Raw genomic sequence first — 25,807 nt, forward strand, 5'->3', positions numbered from 1 at the left:
TATTGACATCTGCTAAAGAGATTTTGAATAGTTATTTGATTTTACCACAAAGTTAACTTACTGTTGAGTGGACTTTTGCGATTAGTTTGAACCATGAAAAAAGTACTTGTATATTTATTATTGTTTGTAAATTCAAGTGTTTTGGCACAACTCCAGATTACTTTTCCGATGAACCGGGCTGTGTTTCAACGGAATAATTCCGGTGGAGGAGTGATTCCTGTGGCAGGTACTTTTCAGACAAGAGTAGATAGAGTAGATGCCCGGCTTGTATCAATTAAAGGTGGGGCTCCTGTCGACTGGACAGTTATTGCTCTTAATCCTGCTTCCGGAAGTTTTTCAGGCAACATTTCTGCCATTGGCGGGTGGTACTCGTTAGAAGTAAGAGCCATTCGGAACAATGAAACAATAGCCACAGCCAATGTTGAAAAAGTAGGGCTTGGCGAAGTGTTTCTGGTTGCCGGCCAATCGAATGCGCAAGGCTATGATGGGTTAGGGAGTGTCGCCTCGGCAGATGACCGCATCAATGTCGTTTCCAATTATTATTCTAATTACGGGCAATCGCCCAATATTCCATATCCTGCCATAGGGCACCTTGAAGCCAATTCAAAAATAGCTCCGGAGGGTATGAGTTCCTGGTGTTGGGGCAGGTTGGGTGATTTACTGGCTGCTAAGCTTGATGTACCCATCATGTTTTTTAATGCATCGATGGAGTCGATGGGAGTAGAAGAATGGAAAGTAAGTGCCGATGGCGGAAGAGGTCATGATTTTTATTCAGGTAATTATGCATTACCGGGCTACCCTTACGATGACCTGCGTAAATCACTCTACAATTATGTAAACATGTTTGGTGCGCGTGCCGTGTTGTGGCATCAGGGAGAAACCGACAGCGATAAAGGAACTACATTTGATGTATATAGAGAAACACTTCAGGAGGTTATTCAACGAACTAGAAACGACAGTGGTCGTGATATCAGCTGGGTAGTAAGTAAAGTATCACGTACGAAACTAAAGGAGTCATCGCCCATTATTATTCAGGCTCAGGAAGCCGTTATTCAGAATTACCCTAATGTTTTCAATGGGCCTGATACAGATGGTATCGGATTTCGTCAGGATGGCGTGCATTTTAGTGGGCAGGGATTAATACTACTGGCTAATGCATGGAACGAGCGATTAAATGCAGACTTCTTTTCCAGATCAAATCCTACTTTTGGGGCAGCTCTGCTTGGTTTCAATACAAACTGTAATGCGAATATTGCAAATTCACCACTGAACATCACCATGTCGGGTGGATTTAGTGAATACCGTTGGACAAACGGAACAAATGATTTGAACAGCAGCCAGAATATTCAGGTGAAAGAAGGATTTTTCCGGGGCAAAGCCCTCGATCACCTTGGCAATGTGTATTATACAGCAGGTGTGCAATACTCCAGTGATGTTATACCTGCCAAACCGGTTATTATTGCTGAGAGCGCCACAAGCTTTTGTGATGGTGGTGCAGTGAGATTGACTTCGTCTGTCAACGAAGAGTTTTTCTGGAATACAGGCTCAACGGGTCAGTCGATCGTAGCGTCACAGTCCGGTGTTTTTACATTGAGCAAGTTTAACTTTCTGGGTTGCACCGTTACGTCAGACATGACGAGTGTTACGGTTTTCCCAAATCCTGAAGCAAGAATTATAGCAGAAGGGCCAACCACATTCTGTGAAGAAAACTCGGTTACTTTGCGCTCTGCAACGGCCTCTGGGTATCTATGGAATACAGGCCAGAATACACCCGCCATCACTATTGACCGTTCAGGTGAATTCAGCGTAAACGTAAGAAATGAGTTTGGTTGCGAGAGCACTTCCGATAAAATCTTGATTACGGTGAATCCGAAACCACAGAGACCGAATTTAACTGTTAACGGCCCTACAGTATTTTGTGCCGATGCCAGTGTAAGTATTTCTTCTGATGTTACCACAGGAATAACATGGAATACCGGCACTGCCGGCTCGCAATTGACCGTTAACCAAACGGGTGACTATTTTGCCACTGCCACCAATCAGTTTGGTTGTCAGCGGGCATCAGGCTCCGTTGCAATCAAGGTGAATCCGCTTCCGGCTCAGCCAACTATTACGGCAAGCGGTCCGACAGCGTTTTGTGAGGGAGGCAGTGTGGAACTTTCGGCGCCGGTAAATGTTGGTTACATCTGGAATAATTCAAGCACAACCCAGAGCATTAGTACTGCTACTGAAGGTGTGTTTTCGGTGAAAGTAAGAGATGGAAACGGATGTATTTCGCCTTCGTCGGCTGAGGTACCGGTTATTGTCAAGGCAAATCCGCAAGATGTGTCTATTCTGAGGTCTGGCCCATATAGCCTGGAAGTAATAAGTACGGGTGTTATTGATTCTGAGTTTGAATGGATAAGAGATGGCGCTAAACTGCCGGATGTATACAGATTAATTAAAGTAAGACAAAACGGTGCATATACCGTAAGAGGATCAATAAACTATACTATTGGAAGTATTGCATTTCTTCGTTGTTACTCAGATTTTTCTACGCCATATAATTATGTTATTAATCCATCAGACGACGGCACAGCGATTTTCCCGAACCCCGTTTCTGATGACTTCATCAATATAGAGACACTTAATGACTACAAAAATGTCGACATCATCTTTTTCAACTTGAAAGGAGAAAGAGTGATGGGTTTTTTCATTTCTTCTCTTGACACGCGCAAAACACTTTTGCTGAGAGACATACCCAGAGGAAGCTACATAGTCAGAATAGGCAATGGAGACTTTGGAGTGTTCAAACGGGTCATTATAGAATGAAATAAGAGCAAGTAATTAAACAGAGTGATTTTTTAATGCCGAAATATCGGTTCGGAGTTGTGGAAAACAGGCTTCTTTTATAAATTTAGGAATCGGAGTAACAAATTTTTAACCTGACACCTATGCTGCGTAAAAGATTGCTTATAGTTTTATTATTGTTTATAGCACTAAATACATACGCTCAAATACAAATTGCCTTTCCGGTTTCCCGAATAGTCTTTCAGCGAGACAACAATAATAATGCAACTGTAAACATTACCGGGAATCATCAGCAACAATTGGACCGCATTGAAGCACGGGGCCTTCCGGTTAATCCGGGTCAGGGTACCGAAACAGGGTGGACAAACATACAAAATGGATTAACAACCGGGCTATTTAATGGATTTCTTCCATTGAAAGGAGGTTGGTACAACATCGAGGTCAGAGGAGTCCGGAATAATCAGATTGTAGCTACTACCACGCTCGAAAGAGTAGGGGTAGGTGAAGTCTTTATTATAGCAGGCCAATCTAATGCACAAGGAAATTCAATCTTTCCGGGCAGCACAACTGGTGCCACTGACGACCGTGTATCTACGATAGATTTTTACGAGCCTGTGTTAGACGAAAACAAATTGCCGTTTAAATTCTCTCATATGGACAACGGCACCAAAATCGCACCCTATAATTATGTGTCGTGGTTTTGGGGGCGCCTGGGCGACAAACTGGTAAAAAGATTAAACGTGCCGGTATTGTTTTATGGGGCTGCATTGGGTGGTGTGGCGATAAAGATTTGGGAGAGGTCGGCACAAGGTGAAGACCTCCGTAAAGAAATGCCGATATTTATTGCAGTGCCGGGCATGCCATATAGAGGCCTTCAGGCTGCATTGCAGCAATATGCGTCGCGCACGGGTTTACGTGCAGTTTTGTGGCAGCAGGGAGAAAGCGATGTAGGTGTACTTGGCGAGAATTACTACAACGACTTAAAAACGGTTATAGAGACTTCGCGTCATGACATCGGGAAAAGTGATTTGGCGTGGGTAATAGCGCGTGCATCTCGTAATCCGAAAATACAACCAAATATAATACATGGGCAGAATCTTGCCCTGATTAATGTTCCGGATGTATTCCCGGGGCCTTATGTTGATGAGATAGCAGGAGCACGCTTTAGATATGACAGCGTTCACTTTTATAATGAAGGTTTAAAGAGAGCAGCTGAATATTGGAACAGTGCCCTTAGTAATAAGGTATTTGTGAAGTCTAACCCTTTGGAGTCAAGAAACAAGATTTATAAGCCCTTAGAACGGCAATTAATTGTAACACTGGCTATAACACATTTCATGGCCATTATTCTAACTTCTGTGGTCAGTATAATTTGGGCATGATCTATTACCAGACAAAACCCTGATTGTTTGCAATCCGGTTTCAGAGGATCTGATAAATTACTGAACCATGAGTGACTATAAAGAATCTGAGTAACAAATTTTTAACCTGACATCTATGCTGCGTAAAAAATCGCTTGTAATTTTATTGTGGCTTATAGCTCTAAATACATACGCTCAAATACAAATTACCTTTCCGGTTTCTCGAATAGTCTTTCAGCGAGACAACAACAATAGTGCAACTGTAAACATTACAGGGAATCATCTCCAACAATTGGACCGCATTGAGGCACGGGCTCTTCCTGTTAGCCAGGGTCAGGGTACCGAAGTAGGGTGGACAACCATACAGAGTGTCTTGACAACAGGCTTGTTTAACGGGTTTCTTCCATTGAAAGGTGGTTGGTACAATATCGAGGTCAGAGGTATTCTGAATAATCAGGTTGTGGCTACTACCAGGCTCGAAAGAGTAGGGGTAGGTGAAGTTTTTGTGGTAGCAGGGCAATCTAACGCGCAAGGAACCGCAGGTTATCCGGGTGGGGCAATAGGTGCAACTGACGACCGCGTTTCTACTATTGATTACTATGAAGACGTACTGGATGAAACCAAGCTTCCTTTTAAGTTTTCTCACATGGACGACGGCACCAAAATAGCTCCTTACAATCATGTGCCGTGGTTCTGGGGGCGCTTGGGCGACAAACTGGCCAAGAGATTAAACGTGCCTGTGTTATTCTATGGCGCTGCTTTAGGTGGTATTGGCGTTGGCCCCTGGCAGAGGTCGTCACAAGGTGAAGACCTGCGTCAGGAACTACCAATGTACATTGCAGTACCTGGCATGCCATACAGAGGGCTTCAGGCTGCCTTGCAACAATATGCTTCACGCACTGGTTTGCGTGCCGTTTTATGGCAACAGGGTGAGAGCGACGATAACACCCCCGCCGAGAAATATTACAGCGACTTAAAAACAGTTATTGAGACCATCCGCAAAGATAGTGGAAAAGATAATCTGGCATGGGTAGTGGCACGGTCGTCACGCAATCCGAATGTACAGCCTAATGTTATACATGGGCAGAATCTTGCCATAATCAATATACATGACGTATTCCCCGGACCTTTGACTGACGAAATTGAAGGAGCAAGCTATAGATACGATGGCATTCATTTTTATAACGAGGGCTTAAACATGGCAGCTGAGTATTGGAACAAAGCATTGGAAGATTGGATATTCGCAAAATCCAGTCCTTTAGAAGCAAAACGCACGGTGAATGTAAGTGTAACTTGTAATACCGCTAGTGCTGATAATAAGTTTACAATTCAGGTTGAGGGAAATTATAAGGATTTTAAGTGGAGCAATGGAAGCACTGCCAAATCGATAACTGTAAACAGTGGCAGTTATTCGGTTGCAACCCACGATATTTATGGTAATGCGTTTTTCTCTCAGCCCGTAACCATTTCACCTGACAATGAGGTTACCAAACCTGTAGTAACTATTAACGGCCCTAATATCTTTTGTGCAACAGACAGCATATTGCTGACATCGTCAGTAACAACCGGTAATGTCTGGAATAACGGTAAAAGCGGGCAGAATCTGGTTATACGCGCACCGGGCGATTATTACGTTACCAGATACAGTATAAATGGTTGCAAGGCAGTATCAGAAAAGGTTACAATCAATACCAGTCCGGGGCCACCCAAACCGATAATCAGTGCTAAAGGCGCTATTGTATTTTGCCAGGGCGACAGCGTTGAGTTAAGCGCACCTCAAAGCCTGGAATACGTCTGGAATAACAAATCAAAAAGCCGGAATCTGAAAATCAGTTCTTCAGGCACATTCTTTGTTCAGGTAAAAGATGGAACCGGATGCTTCTCTCAACCGTCAGACGAGGTGCACGTAATTGTTAAAGAAAACCCACCGATTGGGGCAATAGCCCAGACAGGGCCTTATGCATTGGCGATTCCTTATGTGGGCCGCGCGGGTTCAACATTTGAGTGGTTGAGAGACGGCACAAAACTGCCAGATAATACGAGCGCCATTAAAGTAACAGCGGCTGGTTCGTACACAGTAAAAGAAATTACTACCTACACGATCGACAACCATCTACCGCTTTCTTGTGCTTCCAAACCTTCAGAGCCGTTTAATTATATATTTGAACTCTCAGACGGCTTTGCAAGAATATTCCCGAATCCGGTACAGAACAAGCTCCTGAATATTGAAGCAATGAACGAACTTAAAAATGTGTCCGTGAGTTTCTATGATATGAAAGGATCCATAGTAAAAAGTTTCTTTCTTAATGATTTGAATCCCCGGCAGACTATCTCCTTGGGGAATATGCCCAAAGGACTTTATGTAGTCATTATAACAAACAATGACTTTAATATATCTAAACGGGTAATGATAGAATAAACCGTAGCGGTATTATCAGGCAGGGCATTGGCAATATCGAATGCATTTACCTGATTGGCAGAAAAACCGGACGAAACCAAATCATGAGTCAGATTTCTCCGATCACCATGAAAGATTTCCTGACAACGTTAAAAGTTTTCATAAAATATTGAAAGGGTTGAAGATTCAACCCTTTTTTATTTTGTTTCTAAACTTTACGTTAGTAATTTTGAGACACAATTTATTTGTACCTTTACAAGGAAATTAATCCGTAATGATGTAGGGACAGAAATCCCAACCCTATGTTGTTGGTTACTATTACAGTTATTATGAAAGAATACTTGCCTTCAGATTTTCTCCCGATTTTGGTGCAGTTAATCGCTGCTATTGGTTTTATAGTGTTTACCATGATCGTAACCCATTCAATAGGGCCGAAAAGACACAGTGCAAAGAAAGATGACCCTTTTGAGTGTGGTATTGAGGCGCAGGGAGATGCCAGAGCACCTATTTCAATCAAATATTTCCTGATAGCCATTTTGTTTGTTCTTTTTGACGTAGAAATTATTTTTATGTATCCATGGGCTGTCAATTTCATGAAACTCGGCTGGTTTGGCTTTGTTGAAATGGTACTTTTTGTAAGCTTATTGATGGCCGGTTTTTACTACATCATCAGGAAGGGTGTGTTAACCTGGGAAAAAGAATAACAAAACGTAGGTCGGATTGGTAATCCGACACTTTTGTTTTAGAGCTTTTTGAGTGAATAAGTAGTTGAAAGATTAGTTATTAATCATTCATTCACTAAATCTCTAAATCACTCAATAAATTAAAAAAAATGTTTAGGCTTAAAACCGTTTTGAGTCTTTAAACACCGACTACATATTATGAGTTCAGTAAAAATGGTGGAAGCACCGGAAGGATTCGAAGGAGCTGGTTTTTTTGCTACTTCATTAGATAAAGTTATCGGTATGGCGCGTAGCTATTCACTATGGCCACTTCCGTTTGCCACTTCTTGTTGTGGTATTGAGTTTATGGCTACCATGGGTTCACACTACGACATCTCACGCTTCGGTTCAGAAAGACCAAGTTTCTCTCCCCGTCAGGCAGACCTGTTGATGGTAATGGGTACCATAGCCAAAAAAATGGGTCCGGTTGTGAAACAGGTGTATCTGCAAATGGCCGAGCCTCGCTGGGTTATTGCCGTAGGAGCTTGTGCGTCGAGTGGTGGTATTTTTGATACTTATTCGGTATTACAGGGTATCGATCGTATTATTCCGGTTGATGTGTACGTGCCGGGTTGCCCGCCACGTCCGGAGCAGATTCTTGACGGCCTGATGCAGATTCAGGAATTAGCCAGAAACGAATCATTGCGCCGTAGAAATACCCCTGAATATTCAGCTTTATTAGAATCGTATAACATACAGTAGGGAATTGAGTGATTTGTTAAAAAATTGAGCGAATGAGTGAATTAGCGATTGAGTGATTATTTTACCTTTTAATCACTCATTTACACAATCACTCAATCACTAAATGGAAAAATCACTAAATACAACAATCACTAATAGAATTACATGTTAAGTAATCAACAAATAGCAGAAGATATATTAGCTCATTTTGGTGAGAATGTAAGGAATTTTGAAGAACCTTACGGGCTTCTTACTTTTACCACCAATCGTCAGAACATAATCAATCTGCTGGTTTATCTTAATAAGCACGAAACTTTCCGCTTCCGTTTTCTGACCGATATCTGCGGCATTCACTTACCTGATAACAAAGGAGAAGAGTTTGGCGTAATTTATCATGTGCATAGTCTGGAAAACAACGTCCGTATCCGCATCAAAGTGTTTATTCCGGTTGAAGATATACACATTCCTACAGCCACTACGCTTTATGCTACGGCCAACTGGCTGGAAAGAGAAACCTACGATTTCTACGGTATTATCTTTGACGGACACCCGAATCTGAAGCGTATTCTGAATATAGATGAAATGGACTATTTCCCGATGAGAAAAGAATACCCATTGGAAGATGCTACCCGTGAGGATAAGATTGATGCCCTTTTCGGCAGATAACATAAATTTGTACAATTAGCGTCATTACAGAATTGATAGTCGGGGTTAATTGAAAAATGAATACAATGGCAGAAGAACTGATTATTCCTAAAAACACTACCGATGCATTGGCGCTTAACAGGCCAATTGTTGAAGATACAGAATATACTACGCTTAATCTGGGGCCTACTCACCCCGCAACACATGGTATTTTCCAGAATGTGTTAAAAATGGACGGCGAGAAAATTGTATCAGGAGAACAAACCGTTGGATATATCCACCGGGCTTTTGAGAAAATTGCCGAGCGTCGTCCTTTCTATCAGATAACCACCCTTACCGACCGTATGAACTACTGTTCGTCGCCCATCAACAACATGGGCTGGCACATGACCGTAGAAAAACTGTTGGGTGTACAGGTACCTAAGCGTGCCCAGTATATCAGGGTAATTATGATGGAGCTGGCCCGTATTGCCGACCACCTGATTTGTAACTCGATTCTTGGTGTAGACACCGGAGCCTATTCGGGCTTCCTGTACCTGTTTCAGGAGAGAGAGAAGATTTACGAAATCTATGAGGAAATGTGCGGTGCCCGTTTGACCACCAACATGGGTCGTATCGGCGGTATGGAGCGTGATTTGTCACCTACTGCATTGAGTAAAATCAGACAATTGATTTACCATGATTTGCCGAAAACACTGACTGAGTTCGAAAAGCTCTTCAACAGAAATAAAATATTTATTGACAGGGTAGTGAACGTTGGCCCTATTACGGCAGAACGCGCCCTTGAATATGGTTTTACAGGCCCCAACCTGCGTGCCGCCGGTGTTGACTACGACGTGCGCGTAATGGAGCCGTACTCATCTTACGAAGATTTTGAATTTGATATTCCGGTAGGCCATAATGGTGATACCTACGACCGCTTCATGGTGAGAAACCAGGAAATGTGGGAGAGTATGAAGATCATCAGACAAGCAATGGAGAACCTGCCTGAAGGTCCTTATTATGCCAACGAAGACCACTACTATCTGCCTCCGAAACAAGAGGTGTATCGTAGCATGGAGGCGCTTATCTATCACTTCAAAATTGTGATGGGTGAGATTGACGCCCCGGTGGGTGAGGTTTACCACGCCGTTGAGGGTGGTAACGGAGAGCTGGGATTTTATCTGGTAAGCGATGGTGGCCGTGCCCCTTATCGTTTGCATTTCCGTCGCCCTTGTTTTATTTATTATCAGGCTTATCCTGAAATGTGCAAAGGTGTTTCCATTTCAGATGCCATCGCAATTATGAGTAGTCTCAACGTAATTGCCGGAGAACTAGACGCCTAAAATTTGATTACCCAAAATGATTGAAACCAGAAATACAGTAGCTTTTACACCCGAACGCCTGGCTAAAGCACAGGAAATGATAACCCGGTACCCTGAAGGCAAGCAAAAATCGGCTTTGATGCCTATCATGCACCTGGCGCAGGAACAATTTGCATGGATGAGCCAGGACGTAATGGACTATGTGGCTTCATTGTTGAGTATATCGCCGGTTGAGGTGTATGAAGTAGCCACTTTTTATACCATGTTCCATCTGGAGCCGGTAGGCAAGCATGTCATTGAATATTGCCGCACTGGCCCTTGTGTATTGATGGGTGGTGAAGAAGTATACGCGCACCTGACTCAGAAATTGGGTGTTAAAAAAGGTCAGACAACATCAGACGGACTGTTTACACTGAAAGAAGTAGAGTGTCTGGCTGCTTGTGGTTGGGGGCCTTGTTTCCAGATTCGTGAGAAATACTACATGCACCTGACGAACGAAAAAGTAGATCAGATCATAGAAGAATTGTCTAAATAATACCAATGTCTGATATCCCTCAATACAAATGCCCGAAATGTGGCGGAACCGAAGCACTGGTTGATGAAATCAGAACAACGGGAGGGGCGATGTCGGCATTATTTGATGTACAGAACAGAAGATTTACGGCCGTTACCTGCAATAGGTGTTCGTACACCGAGTTTTACAGAGTAAGTCGGGATAAAATAACAGAAGTATTTGATTTTTTAACATAGTATCATGAAGATATTAACCGAACATATTAACACCCCGGGTATTGAAACTTTTGAGGTTTACCGCCAAAAAGGTGGCTATACGGCTGTTGAGAAGGTGATAAAGAAGATGACCCCCGATGAAGTGGTGGAAGAAGTAAAGAAATCAGGAGTGCGTGGTCGTGGTGGTGCTGGTTTCCCGATGGGTATGAAATGGTCTTTTCTGGCTAAACCAGAGGGCGTGCCGCGTTACCTGGTTTGTAATGCCGATGAGTCGGAACCGGGTACTTTCAAAGATCATTATCTGATGAAAAACCTGCCTCATCTACTGATTGAGGGTATGATTATTTCAAGCTATGCTTTGGGTGCTAATAAATCGTTTATCTACGTGAGAGGCGAGTTGATGTATGTCATCCGCATTCTTGAAAAAGCCATTGAGGAAGCGAAAGCAGCAGGCTTTTTAGGAAAAAATATATTGGGCAGTGGGTATGATTTAGAGCTGGTGGTGCATCCTGGTGGTGGCGCTTACATTTGTGGCGAAGAAACCGCATTGCTCGAATCACTGGAAGGTAAAAGAGGTAACCCTCGCAACAAACCTCCGTTCCCTGCCGTAAAAGGTCTTTACCAGAGCCCTACGGTTGTAAACAACGTTGAATCAATTGCCACAACCTCGTGGATCATCAATAACGGTGGCGAAGCCTACGCTACTTACGGAATAGGCAAAAGCACAGGTACCAAACTCATATCTGCTTCGGGGCACATCAATAATCCGGGTGTGTATGAAATCAATCTGGGTTTGTCATGCGACGAATTCCTGAATTCAGATGAATACTGCGGAGGTGTACGCAAAGGGCACACGCTCAAAGCCGTTGTGGCAGGGGGCTCGTCAGTACCTATCGTACCCGGGCATCTGTTCTTAAAAACAGCCAACGGTGAAGATCGCCTGATGAGCTACGAGTCGTTATCAGACGGTGGTTTTGCTACCGGAACCATGCTAGGCTCAGGAGGTTTCATCGTGTTTGACGAAACAGCCTGTATCGTACGCAATACCTGGAACTTTGCCCGTTTCTACGAACACGAATCATGCGGTCAATGTTCACCATGCCGTGAAGGTACCGGCTGGATGCAGAAAGTACTGAACCGTATTGAGCACGGAAAAGGTTCTATGCACGATATTGATTTGCTGGTTGATATTTCAAAGAAAATAGAAGGAAATACCATTTGTCCGTTGGGTGACGCCGCCGCATGGCCAGTGGCCTCGGCTATCCGCCATTTCCGCGACGAATTCGAGTGGCATATTACACACCCTGTAGAAGCCACAAAACCCGGTGCCGTTTATATGAAAGAAAGCGTGTTGGTTTAAGCATCCAGTTTTTGAATTAAGAAAAATGATTTTATGGAAAATACAGCCCCTCAATTATTTAAAGTAACCATTGATGGTGTGGAAGTAGAAGTGCCACCGGGAACAACCATTTTACAGGCAGCTCGTAAAATTGGTCCTGAAGTGGCGCCTCCGGCTATGTGTTATTATGAGCCATTGAAAGGTTCGGGTGGTAAATGCCGTGCCTGTCTGGTAAAAGTGAGTGCGGGCTCTGCCAAAGATCCACGCCCGATGCCAAAACTGGTGGCTTCTTGTATTACACCCATTCAGGATGGCATGGTAGTTGAAAACTACACCAATCCACAGGTGGTAGATGCAAGAAAATCAGTGGTTGAATTCCTGTTGATCAATCACCCGCTTGATTGCCCCGTTTGTGATCAGGCCGGAGAGTGTCATCTGCAGGATTTCTCGTACGAACACGGTGTAGGTAACACCCGTTACGAAGAAGACCGCCGTACTTTCGAAAAAGAAGACTTAGGCCCGTATATTCAACTACACATGACACGCTGTGTGTTGTGTTACCGTTGTGTGTATACTGCCGACCAGATAACCAACCAGCGTGTACACGGAGTGATGAACAGAGGTGACCACGCTGAAATTTCAACCTATATCGGTAAAGCCATTGATAACGATTTCTCAGGAAACGTGATTGATGTGTGCCCGGTAGGTGCCTTGACAGACAAAACCTATCGCTTCAAAAACCGTGTGTGGTTCTCGAAACCTGTAGATGCACATTGCGACTGCGAAAAATGCAGCGGTAAAGTGCAGCTTTGGTACCGTGGCGATGAGGTAATTCGTGTAACTGCCCGTAAAAACGAATGGGGTGAGGTAAAAGAGTTTATCTGCAATACCTGCCGTTTTGAAAGAAAACAAACCAGCGACTGGACGATCGAAGGGCCAACCAAAGTGGCACGTGCTTCGGTTATTTCAGCCAATAAATATGGTGCCAATTTGATTAAAAAGCCTGATTTCGCTATGAAACTGGCAGAGTCTCAATACAAGAAAATTGATGATGATCGTGAGTATCTGCACGAAATGAGTGAAATTGAGCAATCAGGCGACTACAAAGCGCTGATGGCAAAGGATGAAAAATATTTTGGGCATAAGTAATTAACATTATATGAACGGTTTTATTCAATGGGCAAACGAAACAATGTTTCTTTGGAAAGCCCTCATAATTTTAGTGATTTTTGCAATTACGCTCGGTATTGCGGCTTATTCGACCTGGGCAGAGCGTAAAGTTGCCGGTTATATTCAAGACAGATCAGGCCCTAATCGTGCCGGTTGGGGTGGTTTATTGCAACCATTGGCTGATGCCGGCAAGATGTTTTTTAAGGAAGACTTCATACCTGCGCAGGCCGACAAATCTTTGTTTATATTAGGCCCTTGTCTGTCTATGTTCACGGCGTTGATGTCGAGTGCAGTAGTGCCTTTCGGAGATTCGTTCCTGATTGACGGCAAAGCTGTAACTGTACAGGCTATTGAAATCAACATCGGTATTTTGTACGTGTTCGGAGTAGTTTCTTTAGGTGTATATGGTGTGATGATTGGAGGTTGGGCGTCTAACAATAAATTCTCTTTATTGGGAGCCATCCGTGCGGCGTCACAGAACATCAGCTACGAATTGGCCATGGGTATGTCTATCATCGCCATTCTGATGATGACCGGTTCTTTGTCTATCCGTACCATTGTTGAGCAACAACATGGTTTCAACTGGAATATATTTTATCAGCCGCTGGCCTGTTTGATATTCATTGTATGTGCCTTTGCCGAGTGTAACCGTACACCATTCGATTTACCCGAGTGTGAAACAGAGCTGGTAGGTGGTTACCATACCGAATATAGCTCGATGAAACTGGGCTTCTATCTTTTTGCCGAATACATCAACATGTTTGCGTCTTCGGCCATTACAGCCTGCTTGTTCTTTGGTGGTTACAACTACCCGGGTATGGATTTTGTACAAAATGCATTGACAGGCTGGTTTGGTCAAACCATTGGCCACAATCTGGCTACTTTCATAGGTATCGGAAGCATGTTTGTGAAAATTCTTTTCGGAATCTTCTTCTTCATGTGGGTACGCTGGACACTCCCTCGTTTCCGTTACGACCAGCTGATGAACTTGGGCTGGAAAGGCCTCATTCCGTTGTCGGTAGGTAATCTGATTGTTACCGCCGTAGCAATGCTTTCAGGTTATAGACTGATAGGTATCTGGTTAGGTCTGGGAGTAATGATACTGATTATGGCCGGATTCTGGGCTATGCGTCCGAAAAAGAAAGAAGCAATTCTAGGAGCTTAAAACAAAACAGACCCACTACCGCAAGGAACTGAGCACTGCATTGAAATATTAACATTATGCAATTAACTAATAGAGCTAAAAAAACAGATAAGACCGAGCTGAGTTTTTTTGAACGCAGCTACTTACCATCTTTAGCAACAGGTTTAGGGATTACCATCCGTCACTTTTTCATGAAAAAGCCGACGATCCAGTACCCTGAACAGAAAAGATATCTCGGACCTGTTTTTCGTGGACACCATATTCTGAAAAGAGATGATGAAGGACGCGAGCGTTGCACCGCCTGTGGCTTGTGTGCAGTGGCTTGTCCGGCTGAGGCTATTTCAATGGTGGCACAGGAAAGAAAGAAAGGAGAAGAGCATCTGTATCGTGAAGAGAAATACGCGGCAGTATATGAAATAAATATGCTACGTTGTATTTTTTGTGGTCTGTGCGAAGAGGCCTGTCCGAAACAAGCCGTTTATCTGCGTCACGATAAATTTGTGCCTGTATTTACTGAGCGGGAAGACGTAATTTATGGTAAGGACAAACTCGTGGAAGACCCGAACGAACGTTATCGCCGCGATGCATGGACGAAAGAAGATGCAATGAAACTTTGGAAAAACGCCTGATAGCCAGGTAACATCATTTTGAGATAATTTAGATATGGAATATTTAAAAAACTTATTACATCTTCCGCCGATATACTACACATTTGCGATTCTGTCGATACTGACGCTTTTCGGAGCATTAGGTACCGTTATGTCGCGCAACCCTGTGCATAGTGTTATTTACCTGATCGTGACTTTCTTTTCACTGTCGGCACACTATATTCTGTTGAATGCCCAGTTTCTGGCAGCAGTAAACATTATTGTATATGCAGGTGCCATCATGGTATTGTTTCTGTTCGTAATCATGTTCCTGAACCTGAGAACAGAGAACGAAGAGCTGAAAAAAGACAAAATTATTTATACTGCCATTGTTACCGCGGTAATTTTGGGTAGTATATTGATTATTTTCTTGCGCAAAGCGGATCGTGAGCCTGTTAATCCGCTTACGTATAATTCGCAAACGGGTATGGTTGAGGTTCTGGGTAAATCATTGTATGGTGAGTACCTGCTGCCTTTCGAATTGGTATCGGTATTGTTTCTGGTAGCAATGGCCGGAGCCGTAATGTTAGGCAAACGCGAAACAGGCGAAAGACATTTCTAAGATTAAAAATAGAAAGGGATAAATTCCCAATCATAAAAAATCCTTTCCCACGCAGGAAAGGATTTTTTGTTCGTACAGCCGCATTGCAATGCGGCTCCAGGGCCAGTCTGCACAATAAACACTTTTATACAGCATTATAATTATAAATCTATTTTGTTGATAACCTGACTCGACGATGAGCCGTATGGCAATTCGGCTCTACAAAAAACATTTATTCTGTCTTCAAACTCTTCATCGGATTCACTATTGCTGCTTTAATAGCCTGGTAACTGACCGTCAGGATGGCAACCATTGCAGCCAGTCCTCCGGCCACAGCAAAAACCCACCACGACAAGTCGGTTCTATAGGCGAAATCGCGAAGCCATTGATTCATGGTATAACCCGCAATGGGCGATGCGATCACAATGGCAATGAGAATCAACTTAAGATAATTGCTCAGCAATAACCCGACAATGCTGCTAACCGATGCCCCCAGTACTTTACGGACGCCAATCTCTTTGGTACGTTGATGCGTGGTAAATGCCGCTAACCCAAACAAACCCAGACAGGCAATAAGTACGGCTAATCCGGCAAAAATCCCAAAAAGTTTGCCAGTGCGTTGTTCGGACTGATAAATACTGTTGAACCTTTCGTTCAGAAATGAATAGGCCAACGGGTTGTCTGTTTCAGCTTTCCAGCGTTGTTGTATGTTATAGAGAAGTTCAGGGATATCGTTTGTCCGGATGCGCACGGCCAGTTGAGTATCGTCTTGACCTTTGAACATCACTAACGGAGCAATGCGCTGGTGCATGTTTTCAAAATGAAAGTCTTTCACTACACCAATGACAGTGAAAGTTTTTCTGCTTTCTTCGCTTCCATTCCCTACGGTGTATATCTGTTTGCCAACGGCATTTTTGAAACCGTAAGACCTGGCGGCAGCTTCATTAATCAGCACGGCCAGGTTATCAGATATCAAATCTTTGGAAAAGTTGCGTCCCTGCACCAGTTGAATCCCTAGCGTGGGCAGATAATCCTGATCAATATAATAGCTTTTCGATACATGCGTACTTGTTTGTGCACCATTTTTAATCATAATTCCATCCTGACTGTGGTTGGAGAGTCCGGCAGGCAAAAAACCGGCATTAGCCACTTTTACAACAGATGCCATAGCTGTTAGCTCATCTTTAAAGGCATTCAGTTTAGTACCTAATACTTGCGTATCGTGCAGAATCAGCACCTGTTCTTTGTTGAAGCCTACCTTCTTATTCTGCATGAACCGCAGTTGTTGATTGGCCACAATCGTAGCGATTATCATACCTATTGAAACAACGAATTGCCCGGTCACCAGGGTGTTCCGGAGCCAGCCGTTCTTTAAACCGGCCTGCAGCTTGCCCTTGAGAACCGTAACAGGTTTGAATGAAGCCAGCACGAAGGCAGGGTAACTACCAGCAAGTAGGCCAATCACCAGGCATGCCAGTATCGTACCCGAAAGCATCTGCAGATTAAAAATGGCGCCGAGTGTAAATTGTTTACCTGTCAGCGAATTAAAACTGGGTAATAGTAACAAAACAAGACCTAAAGCCAGCAGGAGCGACAGAAAAGTCAGCAGTACAGATTCGGTAAGAAACTGACTGATTAGTTGGGTATGAACTGAACCAAGCACCTTGCGAATACCGACTTCTTTGGAGCGCCCCGCCGAGCCTGCCGTAGACAAATTCATGAAGTTGATACAGGCAAGCAACAGGATAAATAATGCAATGGCCGAAAAAATGTATATGTATCTGATGTCGCCATTGGCTTCTAATTCGTCGTCCAGATGAGAATACAGATGAATATCCGACACACGTTGAAATTGAAAACCCATTCTGTTGCCCTTCTGAAGAAATTCACGAAGGTCAATGCCCAGAAACTCCTTAATTTCCGGCGCAACGTATTTGGTAAGAAAACCACTGCTTTGTGCTTCAACCTGTTGTACAGTGTGGCCTTCCCGAAGCAGTACATAGGTATATGCACCACTGGCTAACCATTTTAAACCCGGGTTAACAGACTTGAATGAACCAAACAGATCGTAGTGGAAATGGGTGTTCAAAGGAACATCTTCACAGATACCTGTCACTCTGAAAACACCCTGATTACCTATGGTCAGCGTTTTTCCGATAGGGTCTGCTTTACCAAAATACTTAAGCGCGGTTGTTTCGGTCAGTACCACTGTTTTCGGTTCTATTAACACATTTGCCTTATTCCCTTTTATCAATGGAATAGAGAAAAAAGAAAAAAAGTTTGAGTCAACAAAAGCTATACGCTCTTCTTTGAAAGTCTCCTGTCCGTTTTTTACAAGCATTGCCCCCTCTCGTCGCAGGCGGGTAACGGCTTCAACACTTGGACAGTCGCGCTGAAGCGCTTCGCCTGCAGGCTCACTTGTATATGCATAATTGAAGTCTTTGTCACCCATGTGAATAGGCATAATCATCCGGTACAAACGATCGACACGGCTATGGTAGCGGTCGTAGCTTAGTTCGTGCCTTATAAAAAGTATTATAAGCAGGCATGTTGCCAGCCCGATAGATAAACCAGCAATATTGATGGCAGTAAAGGCCTTATGCCGACGTAAGTTTCTGAACGCAATGGTCAGGTAGTTTGAGAGCATGTCTGTAAAGCGGGGTTTAGAATGGGTGTTGTAATAGCTGTAAAAAGGCACTTCTTTTTTCCGTTTGAAAAAGAATGGTGTCAGGCAGTTCAGTACTGCCCATAGGTATTCACGGCGGGCTCTAGATATACCAACCACGGTAGCCCGTTTGTAAAAGTTTTCGTGTAAATCACCTTGTACGTATTCCAACAGATGAGGGGCTACAAACCATTCCAATAATTTGTCTGCCCAAACAGGCGGTTTCGGTGTTTCAGATTGCTTTTTCATAATGATGCTTAAAGGGAATTGGTTGATATACCCAGTGACTGAAGCTTGTTTTGCGGAATGGTTTGCCAGAGTTGCGCGCGCATTTGCTGAACTTCTAACAATACGCGACCACCTGCTGTGGTTAAAGCGAATAATCGTTTACTTCTTCCGCCACGCTCTGCTGTGGCACCACCAACCGAAGAAGCCAGAAAACCCTTTTCTTCCAATCGGTATAGGGTGGTGTGTATGGCACCGATGGTAAAGTCGCGCCCGGTTAGTTCCTGTAGTTGTTCCATTACAGGTACGCCATATACTTCATCATTGCTGGCTGCTACTACCAGTAGTACCAGTTCTTCCAATTCTCCAAGAATGGTTTTTTTCATAATTTATCAATGAGGGCTATTAGATACAATATTGTAAATCTAATCAATCAGCAACAAAGCCTATCATATTAAAACTCTGATATTCTGATTAGATATAATATTGTAAATCAAATACAATGCCAATTTCAAAAAATGCTGTTTTGATAGAGAAATTGAATGAATGGAAAAGGAGGGGTGTCCAGAAACGGACAATGACAGGTACATAATCGGACAGGCAGATTGTTATTCTAGGCTCATTGAATATGCTGAAAAAATAAACAGGTATCCGATGCTTCAGGTACCTGTTCTTCTGTTCCGAATCAATGCTGTAATGCCTCAATCATCTATAGGAATCACAATCATATTCTTCTTATTCAGTTTCTCGGCGAATTCCTGCCGGGTTTGCTTTCTTTTGAAAACATAGCGGTATGCCCACAGAATAGTAGCTGTAGGGATAATATCAGTAAAAGGAAGAATTTCCTCAACAAAACCGAACACTGCCCCGATAGTGGTACGGTGTAAGGCATATATTAAACCTGAAATTACAGGCGCAAGCAGCAGGTCAAAACCCTCACCCAGGGCGGGTATCAGATAGGTTGACATCCCCAATGCATCAATGGCAAGGCTGGCCAGCAAGTCGAATCGCTGTTTCTCAGCAAATTTTTCTTCCAGTTCTTTATTAATTTTCTTCATTGCAGCGACATTTGTTTTTACATTCATTTAAACGCAAAATGTTAAAAAAAGTGTTCCTGCCACAATAGTTTTTTATGGATGGCAGTGTTTGCCGGAAAATTGAGTATTTTTAAGCCACTGTCGGTTAATGAACCGAAGATTGACAGGATTGATACAGAAAGGCAAACCAAGTATTAAATACCATGACAACTTATACGGCAAATATTGTAAATGTTTTCGACGGGACAGTAGCGTTTGGAGAAGTAACGATTGAAAACAGGCGGATTCAACAGATAAAACATCTGGGTGACGAGAGAGCAGGGGAGAGGTACATGCTGCCCGGGCTGGTGGATGCACATATCCATATTGAGAGTTCAATGCTCACACCGGCACAATTTGCCAGGCTCGCAGTAGTGCACGGAACCGTCGGCACGGTGTCTGACCCCCACGAAATAGCCAATGTGCTGGGTGTGGAGGGCGTCAGATACATGATTGAAGACAGTCGCAAAGTGCCGTTCAAATTCTGTTTCGGTGCGCCATCATGCGTACCGGCTACTACTTTTGAAACCGCAGGTGCCGAGGTGACAGTGGACGACATTACGGCGCTATTCAGCTATAAGGAAATTGGCTATCTGGCAGAAATGATGAATTTTCCGGGAGTGCTGAACGAAGACCCCATAGTGATGCAGAAGCTGGCCGTGGCAAAGGCATTCAATAAACCCATTGACGGGCATGCGCCGGGTCTGCGGGGAGCATCGGCCAAGAAGTACATTGAAGCAGGCATTGAAACTGATCACGAGTGTTTTACGAAAGCAGAAGCGCAGGAGAAGCTGAAATTGGGCATGAAAATCCTGATTCGCGAAGGCAGTGCTGCCAAGAACTTTGAGGAATTGATACCCCTTGCTGATACTTATTCTGCTGAAATGATGTTCTGTTCTGACGACAAACATCCGGATAATCTGGTAGAAGGACACATCAATCAACTGATTAAAAGGGCTGTTGCCAAAGGTATTGATAAATTCAAGGTGCTGCGCATGGCAACCATCAATCCTGTGTTGCATTACCGCATGAATGTAGGATTATTGCGCGAAGGTGATTGGGCAGATTTCATAATAGTAGATAACCTCGAAAACTTTGAAGTGCTGGAAACCTATATTGAAGGCGAAAAGGTAGCCGAAAACGGGCTGTCACTCATGGCGAACATCAAAAGTGAAGTGGTGAACAACTTTAATTGTGAGCCACTCAACCCGGCTCAGATAGAGGTGAATGAGCCATCGGAAGGAAGTCTGCTACGCGTGATACAAGCCATTGACGGACAGTTAATCACACGTCAGGAAGTGGTGGAGCCATTGATTAGTGAAGGAAAAGTAGTGCCGGATGTAGAAAGAGACATTCTGAAAATGGTGGTCTATAACAGGTATATAGATGCGCCACCTGCCGTGGCATTTATTACTAATTTTGGTCTGAAAGAAGGAGCCATCGCTTCGTCGGTAGCACATGATTCTCATAACATCATTGCAGTTGGGGTAGACGACGGGTCTATTTGTGAAGCCGTCAATCTGATTGTGAGAGAGCAGGGGGGAGTATCGGCCGTAAGTAGTACGCAGAAAGGTATACTGGCTTTGCCGGTAGCAGGTTTAATGAGCAACGAAGACGGCTACCAGGTAGCAGAAGATTATACCCGGATTGACCGCTTTGCCAAAGAGCAGTTACAAAGTACCCTGACGTCCCCATTCATGAGTCTGTCTTTCATGGCCTTGCTTGTAATTCCATCCTTAAAACTAAGCGATCTCGGCTTATTTGATGGCAACGAATTCAGATTTACCGAATTGTTCAAGGCTGAGGAGTAATTTGACTTCTCATTCCTGAACTGTGATTAAGCTGATTAAATGATTAACCTGAAAATTTGATTTCAGTTTATGATTACCTGCTTTAGTAAGCTTTATAAGCCAAATAGCATTTCATGTAAACAATTTAAAGTAAAACATAATCAATCATCAGTTCAGCGAAATCATTTAATCAGTTAAATCAAAGTTCAAGAATAATTCCTCAAAACGGCAGTTTCCCTAAGTCAACATTTCCGCCTGTCAGTATTATACCTACGCGTTTATTGGCAAAACGCTCTTTGTGTTTCAGCAATGCCGCTACAGGTACTGCCGACGAGGGCTCAATGACTATTTTCAGTTGTTCCCATACCAGGCGCATAGCCGCAACGATTTCGTCTTCACTGACTACGATAATATCTTTTACATACTTACGAATGATTTCAAGCGTTTTGTCGCCCAGATTAGTCATCAACCCGTCAGCTATGGTTTTTATGTAGGGCGCCTTTTCTATTTTACCCGATCGGAACGACAGCACCGCATCCGCCGCGCCTTCCGGTTCTCCGGCAATTACGTCAGCATTGGGTAACAGATAATGCGTGGCAAGGGCTGTTCCGCTCAGAAGACCTCCACCACCTACGGGAGCCATCAATACATCTAATGCACCCGCTTGTTCTATCAGTTCTACGGCAGCGGTGGCTTGCCCGGCTATTACGTCATAATTATTGAACGGATGAACAAACGTTGCCCCGGTTTCATCAATCACCTGTTGCACAGTACTTTCGCGGGCTTCCAGTGTGGGCTCACACTCAATTATTTCACCACCCAGATACTTCACACCGTTTTTCTTGATTTCAGGCGCATTGCTGGGCATTACAATATAAGCCTTTGTGCCAACAGCTTTAGCTGCCAGTGCAATGGCTTGGGCGTGATTACCCGACGAATGCGTGGTAATACCTTTCTGCTGCTCTTCCTTGCTCAGGCTTAGTACAGCATTCATTCCGCCGCGAGCCTTAAAAGCGCCTATTTTCTGCAGATTTTCACATTTAAAGAATACATGGCAGCCGGCCAGTTCATTAATTACTTCAGAACTCAGTACAGGTGTTTTGTTGATATACACGCTGATTCTCTCATGCGTTTGTCTGATGTCGTCAAAAGTCGGAATATGGTTCATAAAACTTGGGTTATCTGTAGTAAAAAATATAATCGGTGGTAGGTAAGGGCTCCACCTGCCCTTTAATCAGCAGCACTACCTGACCCCGGTGATAGGAGGCATGTAACGCCAGATGTGTCAGGATATCACTCACGGTATTGCTAAACTCATCTCCCCGGGAATTCCGGTAAGTAACCGTACGGCTGAAATCTTCGGTTTCAAGCAGGGCAGTCAGTTCTTTGAAATTGTCTGCCTGTAAGTCTTTCAATGCTTCTTTTTCGTAAAGCTCCCAGACTTTAGTGTCAGTACTGATGCCTTTAATGCGTGCTATCCAGATTTTCTGTGCCGCAACCATGTGCGACAACAACTCAAGCGCCCGCGCAGGAGCTTGCGGCGCTTTCAGATATCCTTCCAGTACCTGTGCATTAGCCCATTGTTCATGCGCAAAAAGTTTCTCAAAATATGCTTTCATTTTTATTCAGGTTACGATATCCTTTGCTGCAATGGCGGCAGCATGCAGACATGAAATGCTTTTGTTTCGTAACGTCTTCTAAAATAAGCTATTTTTTGATTATTAACCAACGACACAATAAACATTTACTGATCTGCTGTATAGGGATTAATACCCATAAGAATTGATAATTAGCCCCTATTGTTTACCCATAGGGTATGTAAGAACTTTGTATCAGCAAATTAAACAGCCTAAATAGCTGCGCTGGTTACTAAAAAAGTTCGAAACTTTTGGCTCAATATAAATACTAGGCAAGAGCTTTCTATTACAACCTGATGATTTGCGGCAAGACAAAAACAGTAGTATTAAAACAACATTATTAATCTGAAAAAATGAAATTAATTCTTCCTACCGGTCATCTCTCAAAGACTTTGAAAATGGCTCTTGCAACGCTTTTGTTTTGCGCTTTTACGATGTCAGCCATGGCGCAACGGCTCAATATTTTAGGCGGTATTAATATGACTGGTATTCCGCACAAAATAGGAGGTGAAAGACAGGATGGCTCAGGCAACTTTGGCTATCACGTGGGTATCGCTGTCTTCGTGCCATTCAATCTGAAAGAGTATAAAGACGATGCCTCCGGCTCAGGTATCTTTCCTACTTTGCAATTTGTAAAAAAGGGCACTTCGAAATCGAGTATCATTAACAATTCGGCTGCTGATATTAAACTAAGCTACCTGCAGCTCAACCTGCCTTTAGCCTATAATGCCGATTCGTATAATATTGGTATAGGGCCGTTTGCGTCTTATGCGCTGTCGGGCACTAAAAAATTCAGAGTAGGCAATGGTGACAAAGAAAAAATAGATTTCGGAAATGATTTGAACAGGTTGGATTATGGAGTAGGCATCCAGATGCAGTTTGGTCTGTTTAAATTCCAGTATGATCTCGGATTGGCTAACCTGGCAAAAGGTGCCAACAGTACGGCAAAAACACGCAGCTTTAGTCTCAGCTTTAACATTCCACTAGTAGAATAAAACCTGAAAAATGAAAAGTAAATACTTCTTCGTCCTTTTGAGTGAAATACTGATTGTCTCATTTGCACAAGCGCAGCAAAAGGATTACAAACCTTTACTGGATGCATTTTATGTCCATGCCGATAATAATTTTCAAGATATTATAGCCAGGCAAACCGACACAGCTTCGGTTTTTTATCCCTCAAAATTGAACGCCGATATAGGCGAAGTTAAGATTGGTAAATTTCCGAATGCTGTTACACTGAACTGGACAATCCCCTTGGCACAATCTCAAAAAGTGCAAGCAGACGTGAAAGAGTTTATTCAATCGAAATTTGCCGATGGTAAAAAATATCAGATCGTTAGCGACGGCACTGAAGAAGAGGGGTATAAAATTACGAATGTTTACCTGAATATCCCCGATAGAAGACCGCTCATCATCTTTAAAACCATTTATTATAAAAGTGGTTCAGAGCCGGGCAAGAGCAACTTTGGTATTACGATGTACGGAAAATAAAACAGAAAAAGTATGATGAAAAAAATAGTCCTTATGGTGGCATTATTTGCTTTGGCAGCCATTAAAGTTCAGGCACAGATTCAGAATAATTTCGCTCAGGAAGTACAAGCCCTCATTGATGCAGACATAGAAAAATTAAAAGGTGCAAAAGATGAAAAACTGGCAACGGTAGGTACGGCATATCAATCCACACTGCTTTTATCAGGTTTCAAAGTAGTGCTGAAAGAAACTTTTGGCGATTATCGGGTTAGCTGTACTTATAACGGTAACGCATCCGGCGAAACTATGGATATCATTGCCAAAGAGTTAATTAAACTCAAAAAAAGATTTATGGTGCTCGACAGTAAAGAGCACAGCAATCTGAGCGAAGGGTCAAAAGACAGAAGAATAGTAGTGGTAGATATTGCCGAACACATAAAGGCAGATGTAAAACTATTGGAAGGTACGGGCGGACTGCTTATACTGACCGTATACAAATTTGACAGAAATTTATTTAATAAATAAAAACATAGCTATATGAAAAACACTTTATTGAGCCTTTTATTTTTCGTTGCTACCTCCACAGCATTTGCACAGAGCAACTACAAAACAAAACTTACGACACTGCTAAAGCACGCCGAAACAGACTTTGTGAACATTACCGGTAATATTGATAATTCTTTATCAATGAAAGGGTTTCAGTTTTATGACTCAAAATTACAATTGGGAATAGGTAGTGAGTTGATTATAAAAAAAGAGAATGAGAAAGGTGCCACTTACAATCTGGATGCTGAACATAAGAATGCCAAAGAACTGGAGATAGCAGCTAAAGAATTCCTAAAAACTTATTTTGATGCATCAAAATATGATGTAAAGGAAAGTAAAGAGGAGACTTTTCAGACATACACAGTTCAGGTTTTCCCTAAAGGAACTGTAATGCCGCTAATGGAGATGTACACAGATTTTTATGATGACCTCTCTTTTCATCTGGTCATTAACATATATGGTTATTCCAAAAACTTTGCTACTATACCTACACAAAATAATTACAGAAGCAAAATTGCCTCATTGCTGTTAAATGCCGAATCAGACTTCAAGGCTATTCTCGGTAAAAAAGTATCTGAAACACCTCAGATGCATGAACCAACCGTAAAAATTGGTTTGGGTAAAGAAACCATAAAAAAAAGTACCGATGGCAAGTCGATCTCTTATGAGTTAACCGAATTGTATGCCAAATCCCTGTTGCTTGATAAAGTATTAATTGATTATATACAGAAGAACTATCCGGAACCGGAGTTTTTATTACAATCAGATGGGGATGATGAGGGTAATTCAGTTATTGAAGTGTATGCCAAAAAAAATGCCTTCCCTTTTCTGGAAGTAAGTATAGAAGTTGATGCTAAAGACCAAATTAAGTATTATTTCATAACTATTCAAAGTAAGTCGTCACGCTTATAAACCATTAATATTTAG

The 25,807-nt window shown here is 42.9% G+C and carries 24 protein-coding genes; 19 read left to right on the forward strand and 5 right to left on the reverse strand.

Annotated elements, in window-relative coordinates:
- The first annotated feature begins 93 nt into the window (after positions 1-93).
- The 14 genes from AC1RRY_RS20160 (at position 94) to AC1RRY_RS20225 (ending at position 15,492) form a co-directional block, all read left to right on the forward strand.
- Positions 94-2,811 carry a sialate O-acetylesterase gene (locus AC1RRY_RS20160; RefSeq protein WP_492823681.1) on the forward strand — a complete coding sequence of 906 codons (2,718 nt, stop codon included), beginning with the start codon at positions 94-96 and terminating at the stop codon, positions 2,809-2,811.
- 122 nt (positions 2,812-2,933) lie between these two features.
- The gene (locus AC1RRY_RS20165; protein WP_492823679.1) at positions 2,934-4,172 is read left to right on the forward strand and encodes a sialate O-acetylesterase; all 1,239 of its coding nucleotides are present in this window, start codon (positions 2,934-2,936) and stop codon (positions 4,170-4,172) included.
- Between the two features lie 271 nt (positions 4,173-4,443).
- Positions 4,444-6,570 (forward strand): T9SS type A sorting domain-containing protein, encoded by a 2,127-nt coding sequence (locus AC1RRY_RS20170; RefSeq protein WP_492823677.1) that lies wholly within the window; start codon positions 4,444-4,446, stop codon positions 6,568-6,570.
- Positions 6,571-6,875: 305 nt separating this feature from the next.
- Complete coding sequence (locus AC1RRY_RS20175) at positions 6,876-7,253, forward strand: NADH-quinone oxidoreductase subunit A (protein ID WP_492823808.1); 378 nt, start codon at positions 6,876-6,878, stop codon at positions 7,251-7,253.
- 177 nt (positions 7,254-7,430) lie between these two features.
- Positions 7,431-7,973 carry an NADH-quinone oxidoreductase subunit B gene (locus tag AC1RRY_RS20180; RefSeq protein WP_101726045.1) on the forward strand — a complete coding sequence of 181 codons (543 nt, stop codon included), beginning with the start codon at positions 7,431-7,433 and terminating at the stop codon, positions 7,971-7,973.
- 144 nt (positions 7,974-8,117) lie between these two features.
- Positions 8,118-8,618 (forward strand): NADH-quinone oxidoreductase subunit C, encoded by a 501-nt coding sequence (locus AC1RRY_RS20185; protein ID WP_492823675.1) that lies wholly within the window; start codon positions 8,118-8,120, stop codon positions 8,616-8,618.
- A 56-nt stretch (positions 8,619-8,674) separates the two neighbouring features.
- Positions 8,675-9,922 (forward strand): NADH dehydrogenase (quinone) subunit D, encoded by a 1,248-nt coding sequence (gene nuoD / locus AC1RRY_RS20190; RefSeq protein WP_492823673.1) that lies wholly within the window; start codon positions 8,675-8,677, stop codon positions 9,920-9,922.
- A 16-nt stretch (positions 9,923-9,938) separates the two neighbouring features.
- Positions 9,939-10,436, forward strand: coding sequence for an NADH-quinone oxidoreductase subunit NuoE (nuoE, locus tag AC1RRY_RS20195; RefSeq protein WP_492823671.1), 498 nt, complete (start codon positions 9,939-9,941; stop codon positions 10,434-10,436).
- A gap of 5 nt (positions 10,437-10,441) precedes the next feature.
- A complete protein-coding gene (locus tag AC1RRY_RS20200) occupies positions 10,442-10,651 on the forward strand; it encodes a zinc ribbon domain-containing protein (RefSeq protein ID WP_492823669.1) in 210 nt (69 codons plus the stop codon).
- Positions 10,652-10,655: 4 nt separating this feature from the next.
- The gene (nuoF, locus tag AC1RRY_RS20205; RefSeq protein WP_492823667.1) at positions 10,656-11,990 is read left to right on the forward strand and encodes an NADH-quinone oxidoreductase subunit NuoF; all 1,335 of its coding nucleotides are present in this window, start codon (positions 10,656-10,658) and stop codon (positions 11,988-11,990) included.
- 33 nt (positions 11,991-12,023) lie between these two features.
- A complete protein-coding gene (locus AC1RRY_RS20210) occupies positions 12,024-13,118 on the forward strand; it encodes an NADH-quinone oxidoreductase subunit G (RefSeq protein ID WP_492823665.1) in 1,095 nt (364 codons plus the stop codon).
- Positions 13,119-13,128: 10 nt separating this feature from the next.
- Positions 13,129-14,304 (forward strand): NADH-quinone oxidoreductase subunit NuoH, encoded by a 1,176-nt coding sequence (gene nuoH / locus AC1RRY_RS20215; protein ID WP_492823663.1) that lies wholly within the window; start codon positions 13,129-13,131, stop codon positions 14,302-14,304.
- A 56-nt stretch (positions 14,305-14,360) separates the two neighbouring features.
- Complete coding sequence (locus AC1RRY_RS20220) at positions 14,361-14,912, forward strand: 4Fe-4S binding protein (protein WP_492823661.1); 552 nt, start codon at positions 14,361-14,363, stop codon at positions 14,910-14,912.
- Between the two features lie 34 nt (positions 14,913-14,946).
- Positions 14,947-15,492 carry an NADH-quinone oxidoreductase subunit J family protein gene (locus tag AC1RRY_RS20225; protein ID WP_492823659.1) on the forward strand — a complete coding sequence of 182 codons (546 nt, stop codon included), beginning with the start codon at positions 14,947-14,949 and terminating at the stop codon, positions 15,490-15,492.
- A 211-nt stretch (positions 15,493-15,703) separates the two neighbouring features.
- Here AC1RRY_RS20225 and AC1RRY_RS20230 read toward each other — a convergent pair whose 3' ends face one another.
- The 3 genes from AC1RRY_RS20230 to AC1RRY_RS20240 form a co-directional block, all read right to left on the reverse strand.
- Positions 15,704-18,385, reverse strand: coding sequence for an ABC transporter permease (locus AC1RRY_RS20230; protein ID WP_492823657.1), 2,682 nt, complete (start codon positions 18,383-18,385; stop codon positions 15,704-15,706).
- Between the two features lie 8 nt (positions 18,386-18,393).
- On the reverse strand, positions 18,394-18,747 hold the full coding sequence (locus tag AC1RRY_RS20235) for a PadR family transcriptional regulator (RefSeq protein ID WP_492823655.1): 354 nt from the start codon (positions 18,745-18,747) through the stop codon (positions 18,394-18,396).
- A gap of 315 nt (positions 18,748-19,062) precedes the next feature.
- Positions 19,063-19,419, reverse strand: coding sequence for a hypothetical protein (locus tag AC1RRY_RS20240; RefSeq protein WP_492823653.1), 357 nt, complete (start codon positions 19,417-19,419; stop codon positions 19,063-19,065).
- A gap of 182 nt (positions 19,420-19,601) precedes the next feature.
- Here AC1RRY_RS20240 and ade point away from each other — a divergent pair, with 182 nt between their 5' ends.
- Positions 19,602-21,248, forward strand: coding sequence for an adenine deaminase (gene ade / locus AC1RRY_RS20245; protein WP_492823651.1), 1,647 nt, complete (start codon positions 19,602-19,604; stop codon positions 21,246-21,248).
- 199 nt (positions 21,249-21,447) lie between these two features.
- Here ade and AC1RRY_RS20250 read toward each other — a convergent pair whose 3' ends face one another.
- Together AC1RRY_RS20250 and AC1RRY_RS20255 are read right to left on the reverse strand one after the other, a co-directional pair.
- Positions 21,448-22,395: a threonine ammonia-lyase gene (locus AC1RRY_RS20250; RefSeq protein ID WP_492823649.1), complete on the reverse strand. Its 948-nt coding sequence runs from the start codon at positions 22,393-22,395 to the stop codon at positions 21,448-21,450.
- A 10-nt stretch (positions 22,396-22,405) separates the two neighbouring features.
- Positions 22,406-22,846, reverse strand: coding sequence for a DinB family protein (locus AC1RRY_RS20255; RefSeq protein WP_492823647.1), 441 nt, complete (start codon positions 22,844-22,846; stop codon positions 22,406-22,408).
- 371 nt (positions 22,847-23,217) lie between these two features.
- On the opposite strand from AC1RRY_RS20255, the gene AC1RRY_RS20260 reads away from it, so the two are divergent.
- Genes AC1RRY_RS20260 through AC1RRY_RS20275 form a run of 4 tightly spaced genes read left to right on the forward strand, consistent with a single transcriptional unit; the run spans position 23,218 to position 25,792 of the window.
- Positions 23,218-23,859: an outer membrane beta-barrel protein gene (locus tag AC1RRY_RS20260; RefSeq protein WP_492823645.1), complete on the forward strand. Its 642-nt coding sequence runs from the start codon at positions 23,218-23,220 to the stop codon at positions 23,857-23,859.
- A 10-nt stretch (positions 23,860-23,869) separates the two neighbouring features.
- On the forward strand, positions 23,870-24,355 hold the full coding sequence (locus AC1RRY_RS20265) for a hypothetical protein (RefSeq protein WP_492823643.1): 486 nt from the start codon (positions 23,870-23,872) through the stop codon (positions 24,353-24,355).
- A 12-nt stretch (positions 24,356-24,367) separates the two neighbouring features.
- Positions 24,368-24,859, forward strand: coding sequence for a hypothetical protein (locus tag AC1RRY_RS20270; RefSeq protein ID WP_492823641.1), 492 nt, complete (start codon positions 24,368-24,370; stop codon positions 24,857-24,859).
- A 12-nt stretch (positions 24,860-24,871) separates the two neighbouring features.
- Positions 24,872-25,792, forward strand: a complete 921-nt coding sequence (locus AC1RRY_RS20275) for a hypothetical protein (RefSeq protein ID WP_492823639.1) — start codon at positions 24,872-24,874, stop codon at positions 25,790-25,792.
- Positions 25,793-25,807: the final 15 nt, after the last annotated feature.

The sequence above is a fragment of the Emticicia sp. GW821-FHT11C11 genome (genome assembly GCF_058808615.1).